Source organism: Marinobacter sp. SBS5 (genome assembly GCF_048285575.1).
Classification (GTDB): domain Bacteria; phylum Pseudomonadota; class Gammaproteobacteria; order Pseudomonadales; family Oleiphilaceae; genus Marinobacter.
In genome coordinates, this window is the sequence record NZ_JBLWAZ010000007.1 from 1 (window position 1) to 15,595 (window position 15,595).

General features: G+C 52.7%; 12 protein-coding genes and 1 tRNA gene. All 13 read right to left on the bottom strand.

Annotation, left to right across the window (positions count from 1 at the left end; genetic code table 11):
• The coding region (locus ACNQ6O_RS14490) for a GTP-binding protein (RefSeq protein WP_418053927.1) at positions 1-168 on the bottom strand (168 nt) is incomplete at its 3' end.
• Between the two features lie 35 nt (positions 169-203).
• Positions 204-2,309 (bottom strand): elongation factor G, encoded by a 2,106-nt coding sequence (gene fusA, locus ACNQ6O_RS14495; RefSeq protein WP_418053920.1) that lies wholly within the window; start codon positions 2,307-2,309, stop codon positions 204-206.
• A gap of 18 nt (positions 2,310-2,327) precedes the next feature.
• On the bottom strand, positions 2,328-2,798 hold the full coding sequence (gene rpsG / locus ACNQ6O_RS14500) for a 30S ribosomal protein S7 (RefSeq protein ID WP_418053921.1): 471 nt from the start codon (positions 2,796-2,798) through the stop codon (positions 2,328-2,330).
• Positions 2,799-2,909: 111 nt separating this feature from the next.
• Complete coding sequence (gene rpsL / locus ACNQ6O_RS14505; protein ID WP_012139854.1) at positions 2,910-3,284, bottom strand: 30S ribosomal protein S12; 375 nt, start codon at positions 3,282-3,284, stop codon at positions 2,910-2,912.
• Between the two features lie 163 nt (positions 3,285-3,447).
• Positions 3,448-7,662, bottom strand: coding sequence for a DNA-directed RNA polymerase subunit beta' (gene rpoC, locus ACNQ6O_RS14510; protein ID WP_418053922.1), 4,215 nt, complete (start codon positions 7,660-7,662; stop codon positions 3,448-3,450).
• 77 nt (positions 7,663-7,739) lie between these two features.
• On the bottom strand, positions 7,740-11,816 hold the full coding sequence (rpoB, locus tag ACNQ6O_RS14515; protein WP_418053923.1) for a DNA-directed RNA polymerase subunit beta: 4,077 nt from the start codon (positions 11,814-11,816) through the stop codon (positions 7,740-7,742).
• 242 nt (positions 11,817-12,058) lie between these two features.
• Entirely contained in the window at positions 12,059-12,433 is a 375-nt protein-coding gene (gene rplL, locus ACNQ6O_RS14520; protein ID WP_114335780.1) for a 50S ribosomal protein L7/L12, read from the bottom strand.
• A gap of 39 nt (positions 12,434-12,472) precedes the next feature.
• Positions 12,473-13,003 carry a 50S ribosomal protein L10 gene (gene rplJ / locus ACNQ6O_RS14525; protein ID WP_114335779.1) on the bottom strand — a complete coding sequence of 177 codons (531 nt, stop codon included), beginning with the start codon at positions 13,001-13,003 and terminating at the stop codon, positions 12,473-12,475.
• 216 nt (positions 13,004-13,219) lie between these two features.
• On the bottom strand, positions 13,220-13,918 hold the full coding sequence (rplA, locus tag ACNQ6O_RS14530; RefSeq protein WP_418053924.1) for a 50S ribosomal protein L1: 699 nt from the start codon (positions 13,916-13,918) through the stop codon (positions 13,220-13,222).
• A gap of 1 nt (position 13,919) precedes the next feature.
• Positions 13,920-14,351 (bottom strand): 50S ribosomal protein L11, encoded by a 432-nt coding sequence (gene rplK / locus ACNQ6O_RS14535; protein WP_418053925.1) that lies wholly within the window; start codon positions 14,349-14,351, stop codon positions 13,920-13,922.
• Between the two features lie 118 nt (positions 14,352-14,469).
• Positions 14,470-15,003, bottom strand: coding sequence for a transcription termination/antitermination protein NusG (gene nusG, locus ACNQ6O_RS14540; RefSeq protein ID WP_114335776.1), 534 nt, complete (start codon positions 15,001-15,003; stop codon positions 14,470-14,472).
• 11 nt (positions 15,004-15,014) lie between these two features.
• Entirely contained in the window at positions 15,015-15,383 is a 369-nt protein-coding gene (secE, locus tag ACNQ6O_RS14545) for a preprotein translocase subunit SecE (protein WP_418053926.1), read from the bottom strand.
• Positions 15,384-15,416: 33 nt separating this feature from the next.
• Positions 15,417-15,492, bottom strand: a tRNA-Trp gene (locus ACNQ6O_RS14550).
• Between the last annotated feature and the right edge of the window lie 103 nt (positions 15,493-15,595).

Genomic DNA, 15,595 nt, shown 5'->3' on the forward strand with positions numbered 1-15,595 from the left:
TTCCGGTGCGTTATCGATCTGATCGAAAGCACTTGCAGAACCCGTACCCCAAACTTCGTGACATACACGAGTCAGAGCAGCGGTCAGAGTGGTCTTACCATGGTCAACGTGACCGATGGTGCCGACGTTTACGTGCGGTTTACTACGTTCAAATTTTTCTTTAGACACGGTTACACCTCTTCCTGTTTCTTAAGTCCTGGGGATCAACCCTTTTTAATGATCGCTTCGGCAATGTTCGAAGGAGCTTCCATATAACGAGAGAACTCCATCGCATAAGACGCCCGACCTTGTGTTGCTGAACGCAGGTCAGTGGCGTAACCAAACATTTCCGACAACGGAACTTCTGCGCGGATGATCTTGCCCGCAGGGCCGTCATCCATACCCTGAATCAGGCCACGACGACGGTTCAAGTCACCGACGACATCACCCATGTACTCTTCAGGGCTGACAACTTCAACTTTCATGACCGGCTCAAGAAGCGCAGGATTGGCTTCAAGGGCGCCTTTCTTCATCGCCATGGAACCGGCAACTTTAAAGGCCATTTCGTTGGAGTCAACATCGTGATACGAACCGTCGTACAGAGTCGCCTTGATGCGCAGCAATGGATAGCCGGCAAGGCAACCATTTTGCATCTGCTCAGCAATACCCTGCTGTACAGCCGGGATGTATTCCTTAGGAACAACGCCACCCACGATTTCGTTCACGAAGATGAAGTTTTCGCCATCTTCCTCATCCAACGGCAGCGGCTCAAGCTTAACCTTGACGTGACCGTACTGACCGCGACCACCAGACTGACGAACAAACTTACCTTCAACATCAACCGGCTTACGAATGCATTCGCGGTAGGCAACCTGAGGCTTACCAATGTTCGCCTCTACCTTGAACTCGCGACGCATACGATCAACGATGATATCCAGGTGAAGCTCACCCATACCGGAGATGATAGTCTGACCAGACTCTTCATCAGTGCGAACACGGAATGAAGGATCTTCCTGGGCCAACTTGCCCAAAGCCACACCCATCTTTTCCTGATCAGCCTTCGACTTCGGCTCAACAGCAACAGAGATAACCGGCTCAGGGAACTCCATACGCTCAAGAATAATCTTATGATTCTCGTCGCACAGGGTATCACCCGTAGTGACGTTCTTAAGGCCGATCGCCGCAGCAATATCGCCCGCCAGAACTTCTTTGATCTCTTCACGATCGTTAGCGTGCATCTGAACCATACGGCCCACACGCTCTTTCTTGCCTTTCACCGAGTTGAATACGGAGTTACCGGATTCAAGCTTACCGGAGTAGACCCGGAAGAAGGTCAATGCACCAACGAACGGATCCGTTGCAATCTTAAACGCCAAAGCAGCGAACGGAGCGTTGTCATCAACCGGACGAGTTTCCTCAGTTCCGTCTTCGTCAACTTCACCACGGATCGCACGAACTTCGTCGGGAGCCGGCAGATATTCGATAACCGCATCCAGAACAGCAGGAACACCCTTGTTCTTAAATGCAGATCCACAGCAAGCCAGAACGATTTCGTTGGCCAAAGTACGAGCACGCAAGCCCGCCTTAATCTCTTCCAGGGTAAGCTCGCCACCCTCGAGATACTTGTCCATATACTCTTCGTTCGCTTCTGCAGCTGCTTCAATCAGCGCTTCACGGTATTCTTGAACCTGGTCAACCATATCCGCAGGAACTTCGCCTTCCTGGTAGGTCATACCCAGATCGTCGTCGCTCCAGTAGATCGCCTTGTTGCGAAGCAGATCCACAACACCCGCGAACTCATCCTCAGCACCAATTGGCAACTGAAGAGGCACAGGAGTAGCGCCAAGACGAGCCTTGATCTGCTCAACTACGCGCAAGAAGTCTGCGCCAGCACGGTCCATCTTGTTAACGAACACCATGCGAGGTACTTCGTACTTGTTCGCCTGACGCCAAACAGTCTCTGACTGAGGCTCAACACCAGAAGAGCCGCAGAAAACTACAACAGCGCCATCAAGAACACGAAGAGAACGCTCAACTTCGATAGTGAAGTCAACGTGGCCCGGGGTGTCGATGATATTTACGCGGTGCTCGTCGAACTGCTTATCCATACCCTGCCAGAATGTCGTAACAGCGGCAGAGGTGATGGTGATACCACGCTCCTGCTCCTGCTCCATCCAGTCAGTGGTAGACGCGCCATCGTGGGTCTCACCCATCTTATGGCTACGACCGGTGTAGTAAAGGATACGCTCGGTCGTTGTGGTTTTGCCCGCATCAACGTGCGCACAGATACCAATGTTTCTGTAACGTTTAATCGGTGTTTTGCGTGCCACTGTATAAACCTCGGCTGATTAGAAACGGAAGTGAGAGAAGGCCTTGTTGGCTTCTGCCATGCGATGTACGTCTTCACGCTTCTTAACTGCAGAACCTTTGCTCTCGGCCGCATCAAGAATTTCGCCAGCAAGACGCTGAGCCATGGACTTTTCACCACGCTTCCGAGAGAACTCCACCAACCAACGCATGGCCAGCGCATTCTGACGGGAAGGCCGTACTTCTACCGGCACCTGGTAGGTAGCACCACCCACACGACGGGACTTAACCTCGACCATCGGCTGGATGTTTTCCAGGGCCTTTTCGAACATTTCGATCGGCTCTTCACTAGACTTCTCGGCTACAATTGTCAGAGCACCGTAAACAATGCGCTCTGCAGTAGACTTCTTGCCGCTTTCCATCACGTGATTGATGAATTTTGCAAGACGCGCACTGCCGAATTTAGGATCAGGAATAATTTCCCGCTTTGCTGCAACTCTTCTTCTAGGCATCGATAAGCCCTTATATTTAAAGGTCTTCAGGAACCCCTGAGATAGCAATCGCTACTCAGCCTTACTCTTACCGTTCTGACAAGCAACGATAAAAGACACCCACTAGGGACATCAGGACTTGGGTCGTTTTGCACCGTACTTGGAGCGGCCCTGCTTACGGTTTTGAACACCCTGGGTATCCAAAGTACCGCGAACAGTGTGATAGCGCACACCCGGAAGGTCTTTTACTCGACCGCCACGGATCAGCACAACACTGTGCTCCTGAAGGTTGTGACCTTCACCACCAATGTATGACGAAACCTCGAAGCCGTTAGTCAGACGAACACGGCACACTTTACGAAGTGCTGAGTTCGGCTTCTTCGGCGTTGTGGTATATACACGAGTACATACACCACGGCGCTGAGGACAGGCCTGAAGAGCAGGAACATCGCTCTTGGCTACCTTGCGCTTACGAGGCTTACGCACCAACTGATTAATCGTTGCCATGTAAGCAAACTCCAAAAAACCATACCAATGAAACTTACCCTCCATTCAGAGGGTAAAATTTAGGGTCGCAAGTTTAAGCCTGCGCCCGGGCACAGTCAAGACGACTGTTCTCTTTTTAACCACCTCTGGATAAGTATCTACCCAGAGGTGGCACGCTCTTCAATCAAATTTCGCGATTGAGTTCTGCGCTCAGAGCCTCTTCTACATCCGCTGCCGTTACGCCCTGCTCTTCCAGGTCGCGACGACGACGTCTGGCACTGTGATACGCCAAACCGGTACCTGCCGGAATCAGGCGACCAACCACAACGTTTTCTTTCAGGCCGCGCAGGTAGTCACGCTTACCAGTGACCGCACCTTCGGTAAGAACCCGAGTTGTCTCCTGGAACGAAGCCGCAGAAATGAACGATTCGGTCGCCAGAGATGCTTTGGTAATACCAAGCAATAGGCGGTCGAAGCGCGCTGGCTCTTTATCAGCCGCAATCGCTTTCTCGTTTTCTTCCAGCACGTGGGTGATTTCAACCTGATCACCCGACAACAAGGTGGTATCGCCCGGATCGGTGATTTCCACTTTGCGCAGCATCTGACGAACGATAACTTCGATGTGCTTATCGTTGATCACAACGCCCTGCAGACGGTAAACGTCCTGAATTTCGTTGGTGATATATTTCGCCAACTCAACCACACCCAGCAGACGCAAAATGTCGTGCGGATTGGATGGGCCGTCGGAAATTACCTCACCCTTCTCAACCGTTTCACCTTCAAATACGTTCATTTGACGATGCTTCGGAATCAGAACTTCATAGGCATCACCATCCTTCGGCGTCAGAACCAAACGCTTCTTGCCCTTGGTTTCTTTGCCGAACGATACAACACCACTGATTTCAGCCAGAATCGCGGACTCTTTCGGGCGACGAGCCTCGAACAAGTCGGCAACGCGTGGCAGACCGCCGGTAATGTCTCGAGTCTTCGAGCTTTCCTGCGGTATACGAGCTACAACATCACCCAGCTCAACTCTCGCACCGTTCGACATGCTCACCAATGCATTCGACGGCAAGAAGAATATCGCTGCACCACCACCCGGAAGCTCTGCCTCTTCGCCGTTCTCATCCAGCAACTGAATCGCAGGACGAATATCCTTACCGGCAGCAGGACGCTCTTTCGCGTCGATAACTTCCATCGTGGACAGACCTGTCAGCTCATCAGCCTGGGTGCGGACAGTAATGCCCTCCTCCATGTTGACGAACTTGGCCGTACCTTTCGCTTCGGCGATGATTGGGTGCGTGTGCGGATCCCATTTGGCTACCGCAACACCTGCCTCTACCACGTCACCGTTCTTAACAGACAGCACCGCACCGTATGGCAGTTTGTACCACTCGCGCTCACGGCCCTGCTCATCGGCAATCGCCAAGGCAGACGAACGAGAGATCACAACCAGTGAACCATCAGTCTTTTCGATAGACTTCAGGTTGTGCAGGCGAACCGTACCGCCGTGCTTAACCTGGATGTTGTCAACAGCAGACGCTCGACTCGCAGCACCACCGATGTGGAACGTACGCATAGTCAGCTGGGTACCCGGCTCACCGATTGACTGAGCAGCGATAACACCGACAGCCTCACCAACGTTAACCCGATGACCACGAGCCAAATCACGGCCGTAACACATTGAACAAATGCCGTGGCGTGTATCACAGGTGATCGCAGAGCGAACCCAGATTTCATCCACACCTGCGCGCTCGACCAACTCAACGGTTTTCTCGTCAAGCAGAGTGCCGGCTTCAACAACAGCGTTTTCTTTATCCGTCGGGGTGAACACATCCCGAGCCGTAACACGCCCCAATACACGGTCACCCAGAGGCACAACAACGTCGCCACCTTCGATGTGCGGCGTCATCAACAGGCCTTCGTCGGTACCACAGTCTTCAACTGTGACAACCAGATCCTGGGATACGTCAACCAGTCGACGGGTCAGGTAACCGGAGTTCGCGGTCTTCAGAGCCGTATCCGCAAGACCCTTACGAGCACCGTGAGTCGAGATAAAGTACTGAAGTACGTTTAGACCCTCACGGAAGTTCGCAGTGATCGGCGTTTCAATGATCGAGCCATCCGGCTTAGCCATCAGACCACGCATACCAGACAACTGACGAATCTGAGCTGCGGAACCCCGAGCACCGGAGTCGGCCATCATGTATACGGAGTTGAATGACTCCTGCATCAGCTCTTCGCCGTCTTCGCCTTTAACCGGCTTGCCGTCGGGGCCAATAACCTGCTCTTTAGACAGCCGCTCCATCATCGCCTTCGACACTTTGTCGTTAGCGCGGGACCAGATATCGATAACCTTGTTGTACTTCTCACCCTGTGTCAGCAGACCGGAGGCGTACTGGTTTTCGATGTCTTTTACTTCATCGGAAGCAGCGTCAACCAACTCGTACTTCTCTGGCGGAATCTCGAAGTCGTTAAAGCAGATCGAGATGCCCGAGCGGGTTGCATAGTGGTAACCCATGTACATCAGCTGGTCGGCAAAGATAACGGTATCTTTAAGCCCAGCATCACGGTAACAGGTGTTGATCAGGTTCGAGATCGCTTTCTTCACCATCGGCTTATTGACGATGTCGAACGGTAGGCCATCAGGAACGATATCAAACAACAGCGCACGACCAACCGTGGTATCCACAATACGGTAGGCTTCGCTGCGGGATCCGTCTTCCGCGATCGCAACTTCTTTAACGCGGATCTTCACCTTAGCCTGAAGATCAACCTTGCCCGCGCCATAAGCACGGTGGGCTTCTTTCACGTCTGAGAATACGATGCCCTCACCAACAGCCGCATGGCGCTCACGCGTCATGTAGTACAAGCCCAATACAACGTCCTGAGAAGGAACGATGATCGGCTCGCCGTTAGCTGGCGACAACACGTTGTTGGTCGACATCATTAATGCACGGGCTTCAAGCTGAGCTTCCAGAGTCAGCGGTACGTGTACCGCCATCTGGTCACCGTCAAAGTCGGCGTTATAGGCCGCACAAACCAATGGGTGCAGCTGAATTGCTTTACCTTCGATCAGTACTGGTTCGAATGCCTGGATACCCAAACGGTGCAGCGTAGGCGCACGGTTCAGTAGAATCGGGTGCTCACGGATAACTTCATCAAGAATATCCCAGACCACACCCTCTTCGCGCTCAACCATTTTCTTGGCGGCTTTGATGGTGGTGGCCAGTCCGCGATGCTCAAGCTTGGAGAAGATGAACGGCTTGAACAGCTCCAGAGCCATCTTCTTAGGAAGACCACACTGGTGCAGGCGCAGGTAAGGACCAACCACGATGACCGAACGTCCAGAGTAGTCAACACGCTTACCAAGCAGGTTCTGACGGAAGCGACCCTGCTTACCTTTGATCATGTCTGCCAATGACTTCAGCGGACGCTTGTTGGTGCCGGTGATGGCACGGCCACGACGACCGTTGTCCAGCAACGCATCAACCGCTTCCTGAAGCATTCGCTTCTCGTTACGCACGATGATGTCCGGAGCGTTCAGCTCCAGCAGGCGCTTAAGACGGTTGTTACGGTTGATCACACGACGATAGAGGTCGTTCAGATCAGACGTAGCAAAACGACCACCGTCCAGTGGAACCAACGGACGCAAATCCGGCGGCAGAACTGGCAGTACAGTCATAACCATGTCACCCGGCTTGTTGCCGGAGTACAGGAAGGCCTCAAGAATTTTTAGGCGCTTGCTGAACTTTTTGATCTTTGTTTCGGAGTTGGTCTGAGGAATCTCTTCACGAAGACGATCAACCTCTTCCTGCAGGTCGATATCCTGCAGCAATTCCTTAACGGCCTCGGCGCCCATGCGGGCGTCGAATTCATCACCAAACTCTTCCAGGGCTTCGTAATACTGCTCATCGTTAAGCAGCTGCCCCTTTTCGAGGGTCGTCATGCCCGGATCGATAACAATAAAGCTCTCGAAGTACAGAACCCGCTCGATATCACGCAGAGTCATGTCCAGCATCAAACCGATGCGGGACGGCAGTGACTTCAGGAACCAAATGTGAGCGACTGGGCTTGCCAGCTCGATGTGGCCCATTCGCTCACGACGAACGCTGGCCAGTGCGACTTCTACGCCACACTTCTCACAGATAACACCGCGGTGCTTGAGACGCTTGTACTTACCGCACAGGCACTCGTAATCTTTGATCGGGCCGAAGATCTTGGCACAGAAAAGACCGTCACGCTCCGGCTTGAAGGTACGGTAGTTAATGGTCTCAGGCTTTTTCACTTCGCCAAAAGACCAGGAGCGAATCATGTCAGGCGATGCCAACCCAATACGGATGGCGTCAAATTCCTTGCTCTGATTCTGGCTCTTGAGAAGATTCAGTAAATCTTTCATCAGTAAAAGCTCCGGATGGCGTTAATCTCGGGCGGGCACACACAGTGCCCGCTCACGCTGCCAAAAAACTATTCGGCTCACTCGGATTCCAGCTCGATGTCGATACCCAACGAACGGATTTCCTTGACAAGAACGTTGAAGGACTCGGGCATGCCCGGCTCCATACGATGATCACCATCGACAATGTTTTTATACATCTTGGTCCGGCCGTTGACGTCATCGGACTTAACGGTAAGCATTTCCTGCAGGGTGTAGGCGGCACCGTATGCCTCCAACGCCCAGACCTCCATCTCACCGAAGCGCTGACCACCGAACTGAGCCTTACCACCCAGCGGCTGCTGGGTAACCAAGCTGTACGAACCGGTCGAACGCGCGTGCATCTTGTCGTCAATCAAGTGGTTCAGCTTGAGAATGTACATATATCCCACTGTAACCGGGCGATCGAACGCATCACCGGTACGGCCGTCGTACAATTTGGTCTGACCCGTCGTGCTCAGGCCGGCCAACTCAAGCATCCGCTTAACTTCAGCTTCCTCGGCACCATCAAATACCGGGGTCGCCATTGGAACACCGCCACGCAGGTTGTTACACAGCTCGAGGATTTCCTTATCGCTAAGGCTATCGAGGTCAACTTTGAACACCTCATCCGAGTGATTATAGATCTGGTCCAGAAGCTCGCGAAGCTCAGCGACTTTGCGCTGCTCATCAAGCATCAGACTGATCCGCTCACCCAGACCTTTGGCTGCGGCACCCAAGTGGGTTTCCAGAACCTGACCAACGTTCATCCGCGAAGGTACACCCAGCGGGTTCAGAACGATGTCGACGGTATTACCGAATTCGTCGTATGGCATATCTTCAATCGGCATAACCGCGGAGATAACACCCTTGTTACCGTGACGACCGGCCATCTTGTCGCCTGGCTGGATACGACGTTTGATTGCCAAGTAAACCTTAACAATCTTCAACACGCCCGGTGCCAGATCATCGCCCTGCTGAAGCTTGCCTTTCTTGTCGTCAAAGCGCGCTTCGTGCTCTTTCTTGCGCTCTTCAAGACCTTGCTCAGATTTTTCCAGAAGCTCATTCAGAGCTTCGTCTTTCATCCGTAGCTTGAACCAGTCCGGACGTGGCAATTCAGCCAAGTACGCTTCATCCAGCTTAGCACCCTTTTTCAAACCGGGGCCGCTAATGACTTCCTGATCCTTCAAGGCAACCATCAGACGCTCGAAGGTTGCACCTTCAACAATGCGATATTCGTCTTTCAAATCCTTGCGGTACTTATCAAGCTGTTCTTTTTCAATAGCTTGAGCACGGGAATCTTTTTCGATGCCATCGCGGGTGAAGACCTGAACGTCGATCACCGTACCACGGGTACCAGTTGGAACCCGCTGTGACGTGTCTTTCACGTCAGACGCTTTCTCACCGAAGATCGCACGCAGCAGTTTCTCCTCAGGCGTCAACTGGGTTTCACCTTTCGGTGTAACCTTACCGACCAGAATATCCCCGGGACCTACTTCTGCACCGATATAGACGATGCCGGATTCATCCAACTTGGCCAGCGCGCTCTCACCCACGTTTGGAATATCCGCGGTGATTTCTTCGCTACCCAGTTTAGTATCACGAGCCACACAGGTCAGTTCCTGAATGTGGATGGTGGTCAGACGATCTTCCTGAACCACTTTCTCGGAGATAAGGATGGAATCCTCAAAGTTGTAACCATTCCACGGCATGAACGCAATGCGCATGTTCTGGCCCAGAGCCAGCTCACCCAGATCTACGGACGGACCGTCTGCCAGTACGTCGCCACGCGCGATTTCGTCGCCTTCGCGAACGATAGAACGCTGGTTGATACAGGTGTTCTGGTTGGAGCGGGTGTACTTCGTCAGGTTGTAGATATCCACACCTGCGTCACCAGCTTCGGTTTCTGCCTGGTTGACACGAACAACGATACGAGCCGCATCGACGCTCTCAATCACACCACCACGACGCGCGGTAACACACACACCGGAGTCTTGGGCAACAGTACGCTCAACACCGGTACCTACCAGAGGCACCTGCGAAATCAGTGTCGGAACCGCCTGACGCTGCATGTTCGCACCCATCAAGGCGCGGTTAGCATCGTCGTGCTCAAGGAACGGAATCAGAGACGCTGCGACAGATACAACCTGGCGCGGAGAAACGTCCATGAAGTTAACCGCTTCTGGCGGAGCAACGGTAAATTCGTTTTGATGACGAACGGTAACCAGCTCGTCTGTCAGGCGCTTGCCTTCATCTGTGGCAGCACTCGCCTGTGCGATAACGTAGTTGCTCTCTTCGATCGCTGACAGGTACACCAGTTCATCAGTAACAACACCGTCTACAACCTTCCGGTACGGACTTTCGAGGAAGCCGTAGGAGTTAGAGCGGGCGTAAGTCGCCAACGAGTTGATCAGACCGATGTTCGGGCCTTCCGGCGTTTCGATTGGGCACACACGACCGTAGTGAGTCGGGTGAACGTCTCGAACCTCAAAGCCTGCGCGCTCACGAGTCAGACCGCCTGGGCCCAATGCCGAGATACGACGCTTGTGAGTCACCTCAGACAGCGGGTTGTTTTGGTCCATGAACTGAGACAGCTGGCTGGAACCAAAAAACTCTTTAACGGCCGCCGCAACCGGCTTCGCGTTAATAAGGTCCTGAGGCATCAAGCCTTCACTCTCTGCAAGGCTCAAACGCTCACGCACGGCACGTTCAACACGAACCAGACCTACACGGAACTGGTTTTCGGCCATTTCGCCCACACAGCGAACACGACGGTTACCCAGGTTATCGATATCATCGACCTGGCCCTGACCGTTACGAATCGCGATCAACGTCTTGAGAACGTCGATGATGTCTTCGTGAGTCAGGATGCCTTCACCGGTGCTTTCTTCACGGCCCAGGCGGCGGTTCAGCTTCATCCGGCCAACGGCAGACAGGTCGTAACGCTCTTCAGAGAAGAACAGATTGTTGAACAGGTTCTCCGCAGATTCTTTCGTTGGCGGCTCGCCAGGACGCATCATGCGGTAGATTTCAACCAACGCTTCCAGTGGTGTCCGGGTCGGGTCTACACGCAGGGTGTCAGACATAAACGGACCGCAGTCGAGGTCGTTGGTATAGAGGGTTTCAATCTCTTTCACACCGGCGTCGAGGATCGTTTCCATCACCTCTTCGGTTAGCTCGGTGTTGCACTCAACCAGGACCTCACCGGTGGACGCATCGATCATGTCTTTGGCAAGAACCCGGCCGTAAAGGTATTCCGTTGGAACTTCCAGCTCGGTAATGCCCGCTTTTTCAAGCTGCTTGATATGACGAGCGGTAATCCGGCGACCTTCCTCAGCAATGACATTACCTTCGTTATCTTTGATATCGAAGGTGGCGATGTCACCACGCAGACGGCTTGGAACCAATTCCAGGTTGCAAACCTCTTTGCCTATGGTGAACTTACTGGTCTCAAAGAACATGGCCAGCATTTGCTCTGAAGTGTAACCCAGAGACCGCAACAAAATAGAGGCTGGCAATTTACGACGACGGTCGATACGAACGAAAACGGAATCTTTCGGATCGAATTCGAAGTCCAACCAAGAGCCACGGTAAGGAATCACTCGCGCTGAATACAGCAGCTTACCAGAGGAGTGAGTTTTGCCCTTGTCGTGGTCAAAGAACACACCCGGCGACCGGTGCAGCTGGGAAACAATAACGCGCTCGGTACCATTAATAACGAAGGTACCGTTCTCGGTCATCAGGGGCATTTCGCCCATGTAGACTTCTTGTTCTTTAATGTCCTTGATCGCCTTGTTAGACGATTCTCTGTCATAAATGATCAAGCGGACTTTCACCCGCAGTGGCGCCGCATACGTAACGCCCCGGAGCTGACATTCCTTAACGTCAAATACTGGCTCGCCGATCCGGTAGCTCACATACTCGAGCGCGGCGTTGCCAGAGTAGCTGACAATCGGGAATACGGATTTGAACGCTGCGTGAAGACCGGTTTCCCGGCGGTCTTCAGGAGCGGCTTCCATTTGCAGGAAGTCCCGGAACGAATCCAGCTGAATAGACAGCAAATAGGGGACGTCCATCACGGAAGGCAATTTACTAAAGTCTTTGCGAATCCGCTTTTTTTCGGTGTAGGAGTAAGTCATCTGCATTCCCCAGCTTTAGACCTGATACCTGGTATCAAGAAGCAATCATGTGTTCTGCTTCGGGGCCGAGTTGCTCGGCATATTGCGCCGCCTTGAACAAGACTCTGGCTGCAGGTTATAAATCTGAAACTAACCCGATCTAACCCACCAGACTCTATAGCATATACAACACAAAAAGGCCGGTGGCATATAGCCACCAGCCTCGCCGCGCCTATGGCGCGGTGTCGATCAACAACCGACTATTACTTAAGCTCAACAGAAGCGCCTGCTTCCTCAAGCTTCTTCTTGGCTTCTTCAGCCTCTTCCTTGCTAGCGCCTTCCTTAACAGTAGAAGGAGCGCCATCAACCATTTCTTTCGCTTCTTTCAGGCCAAGACCTGTCAGTTCACGAACTGCCTTGATAGCGTTAACTTTCTTGTCGCCAGCAGCGGTCAGAACAACGTCAAATTCAGTCTGCTCTTCAGCGGCTTCGCCACCAGCAGCAGCTGCAGGCGCAGCAGCAACAGCTGCAGCGGCAGAAACGTTGAACTTCTCTTCCATAGCTTCAACGAGCTCAACAACTTCCATTACGCTCATTTCAGCAATTGCATTCAAAATATCGTCTTTAGACAGAGCCATGACTTTCTCCCAAAAAATAAAATATGGTGTTCAACAGAATCAAGCAGCGTCTTGCTTCTGGTCGCGAACTGCAGCTACTACACGTGTAATTCTGCCCGGAATATCGTTCAGAGTACGTGCAAGCTTGGTTACTGGTGCCTGTGTAACAATAGCCAGCTTCGTCAACGCTTCGTGCAGCGTCGGCAGAGTGGCCAGGCGATCGATCTGGTCCGCACCCATCAGCTCACCGCCGACGGCCAGGGCCTTAATTTCGAAAGCCTCTTTCTCTTTGGCGAAATCCTTCAACAGGCGCGCAGCGGCACCCGGATCTTCCATTGAAAAAGCCAGAATGGTCGGACCAACCAACGCAGGATCGATGCACTCGAACTCAGTACCTTTAATCGCAATCTTTGCAAGGTTGTTACGAACAACCTGCAGATGTACGTTTTCAGCACGAGCCTTGGCACGAAGCGCCGTCATGTCACCAGAGGTAACACCACGATAGTCAGCCAAAACCACAGACAGAGCAGCACCAGCAGTCTCGTTGACTTCAGCGACGATCGCCTTCTTGTCTTCGAGTCTAATTGCCACTGGATTTCTCCTCGATTTCGCCGGGACAACCCCGGCAAACCCATCATTGCCCTTTATAAAAAGGGCGCCTTACGGTGTTTGGGTTCAGAGAGAACGTCTTCACACCGTCTGCGCAGGCGTTGCTTTAACCCTTGCGGCTCTTGTTGCCAAGAGCCTCAGGGGCCTGCGGTCTTTGACAGCCTCGGCTTCCGCCTAGACTTACAAAGTAACTACTGATCAGAGGCTCAACGAACCTTGATCAATAGTCAGGCCAGGACCCATGGTCGACGAGATAGTGATCTTCTTCAGATACACACCTTTAGACGACGCAGGCTTGGCCTTTTTAAGGTCTGCAACCAGAGCTTCAAGGTTTTCCTTGATGTTCTGAGCAGTAAATTCAACGTTACCCAGCGGAGCGTGGATAATGCCGTTCTTGTCGGTACGGTAACGAACCTGACCAGCTTTGGCGTTCTTAACAGCAGTTTCAACGTCTGCAGTTACAGTGCCAACCTTCGGGTTAGGCATCAGGCCGCGGGGACCAAGAATCTGACCCAGCTGACCAACAACACGCATCGCATCCGGGGTCGCAATAACCACGTCGAAATCCATGTTGCCTTTCTTAACTTCTTCCGCCAAATCGTCCATGCCAACGATGTCTGCACCAGCAGCTGTCGCTTTCTCGGCGTTTGCACCCTGAGTAAAGACAGCAACACGTACAGTTTTACCTGTGCCGTGTGGCAGAACAGTGCTGCTACGTACTACCTGGTCAGATTTACGTGCATCTACACCCAGGTTAACAGCAACATCAACGGACTCTTTGAACTTAACGGCCTGACCCACTTCAGCCAACAGGGCAACAGCCTCATCGACAGAGTATGCGCGGGTAGAGTCTACTTTTTCAGCGATCAGCTGCTTACGCTTGCTCAACTTAGCCATCTTACAGACCCTCCACGTTCAGGCCCATACTACGGGCTGTTCCGGCAATGGTACGAACCGCTGCGTCCATGTCGGCCGCAGTCAAATCCGGCTCTTTGGTCTTGGCAATTTCTTCCAGCTGAGCGCGTGTTACGGTGCCAACTTTTTCAGTGTTGGGACGACCGGAACCACTCTTAACACCTGCAGCCTTCTTCAACAGAACCGGCGCTGGTGGAGTCTTGGTAATAAAGGTAAAGCTGCGATCACTGTAAACGGTGATAACAGTAGGAATCGGCAGACCTGGCTCAATGCCTTGAGTCTGGGCGTTGAACGCCTTACAGAATTCCATGATGTTTACGCCGCGCTGACCCAGTGCAGGACCAACGGGGGGACTTGGGTTGGCCTGACCGGCAGCAACCTGAAGCTTGATATACGCTTCAATCTTCTTTGCCATGATAGCTCTCCTATGGGTTCAATCGCCTTTCGGCTCCCCGGTGATTACATCTGCGCTTAGCAGACACAAAAAGCCCGCTACGCCGTGGCGAGCGAGCTCTAATTTTCTAAGCTTGCTGTCAGTCTTTTTCGACCTGACCAAACTCCAGCTCTACAGGAGTTGAACGACCAAAGATCAACACAGCAACCTTGACACGACTCTTGTCGTAATCAACTTCTTCGACCACGCCATTAAAGTCGGCGAACGGCCCTTCGATAACCCGAACAACCTCACCCGGCTCGAACAGAGTCTTGGGCTTCGGCTTATCAGCTCCGCTTTCTACGCGACGCAGAATAGCCTCAGCTTCACGCTCAGTAATCGGAGCTGGCTTTTCCTTCGTACCACCAATAAAGCCAAGAACACGCGGGGTATCTTTAACCAAGTGCCACGACTCATCATCCAGCTCCATCTGAACCAGAACGTAGCCGGGATAGAACTTGCGCTCACTCTTGCGCTTTTTCCCGTCACGCATTTCAACGACTTCCTCGGTCGGAACCAGGATATCGCCAAACTTGTCTTCCATGCTTTCCAGAGCAACTCGCTCTTTAAGAGCGCGCATTACCTGCTTCTCAAAGCCAGAATACGCATGAACGACGTACCAGCGCTTAGCCATTGACACTCCTGTTAACCGATAAAGCCGGCGACAAGCCAACTGATCAGCGAGTCCATACCCCACAAAATCAAAGACACAACCAGAACAAATACCACCACAATAACGGTGGTTTGCACCAATTCAGGTCTCGTGGGCCACACTACTTTCCGGATCTCGACACGCGCCTCTTTAAGCAGAGCCGCAAAACGGCGACCCCTATCGGTCTGCAGCGCCACATAAGCCGCCACAACACCCAATGCCACGAGAGCCAAAACCCGGTACAGCACGGACTCGGAACTGAAATACTGATTACCTACCACACCGGCAGCAATCAAAACGAAAACAACCAGCCATTTCGCTAGATCGAAACGACTGGATGATTGAACGGCTCTTGACTCCATAGGAATCAGCTTATGTATCCGGATGTTAAAAAATGGCAGGCCAGGAGGGAATCGAACCCCCAACCTGCGGTTTTGGAGACCGCTGCTCTGCCAATTGAGCTACTGGCCTGCACCGAAACTACTCAGTGCAACACTACACTGTACACGAGTAACCCGAAGGTTACTCGATAATCTTAGCTACCACGCCGGCACCAACGGTACGGCCGCCTTCA

What these genes read in the sequence shown, in the direction of transcription:
- rpsG (WP_418053921.1), bottom strand. Translation starts at nt 2,798, where the DNA reads ATGCCTAGAAGAAGAGTTGCAGCAAAGCGGGAAATTATTCCTGATCCT.
- rpsL (WP_012139854.1), bottom strand. Translation starts at nt 3,284, where the DNA reads ATGGCAACGATTAATCAGTTGGTGCGTAAGCCTCGTAAGCGCAAGGTA.
- rpoC (WP_418053922.1), bottom strand. Translation starts at nt 7,662, where the DNA reads ATGAAAGATTTACTGAATCTTCTCAAGAGCCAGAATCAGAGCAAGGAA.
- rpoB (WP_418053923.1), bottom strand. Translation starts at nt 11,816, where the DNA reads ATGACTTACTCCTACACCGAAAAAAAGCGGATTCGCAAAGACTTTAGT.
- rplL (WP_114335780.1), bottom strand. Translation starts at nt 12,433, where the DNA reads ATGGCTCTGTCTAAAGACGATATTTTGAATGCAATTGCTGAAATGAGC.
- rplA (WP_418053924.1), bottom strand. Translation starts at nt 13,918, where the DNA reads ATGGCTAAGTTGAGCAAGCGTAAGCAGCTGATCGCTGAAAAAGTAGAC.
- rplK (WP_418053925.1), bottom strand. Translation starts at nt 14,351, where the DNA reads ATGGCAAAGAAGATTGAAGCGTATATCAAGCTTCAGGTTGCTGCCGGT.
- nusG (WP_114335776.1), bottom strand. Translation starts at nt 15,003, where the DNA reads ATGGCTAAGCGCTGGTACGTCGTTCATGCGTATTCTGGCTTTGAGAAG.
- secE (WP_418053926.1), bottom strand. Translation starts at nt 15,383, where the DNA reads ATGGAGTCAAGAGCCGTTCAATCATCCAGTCGTTTCGATCTAGCGAAA.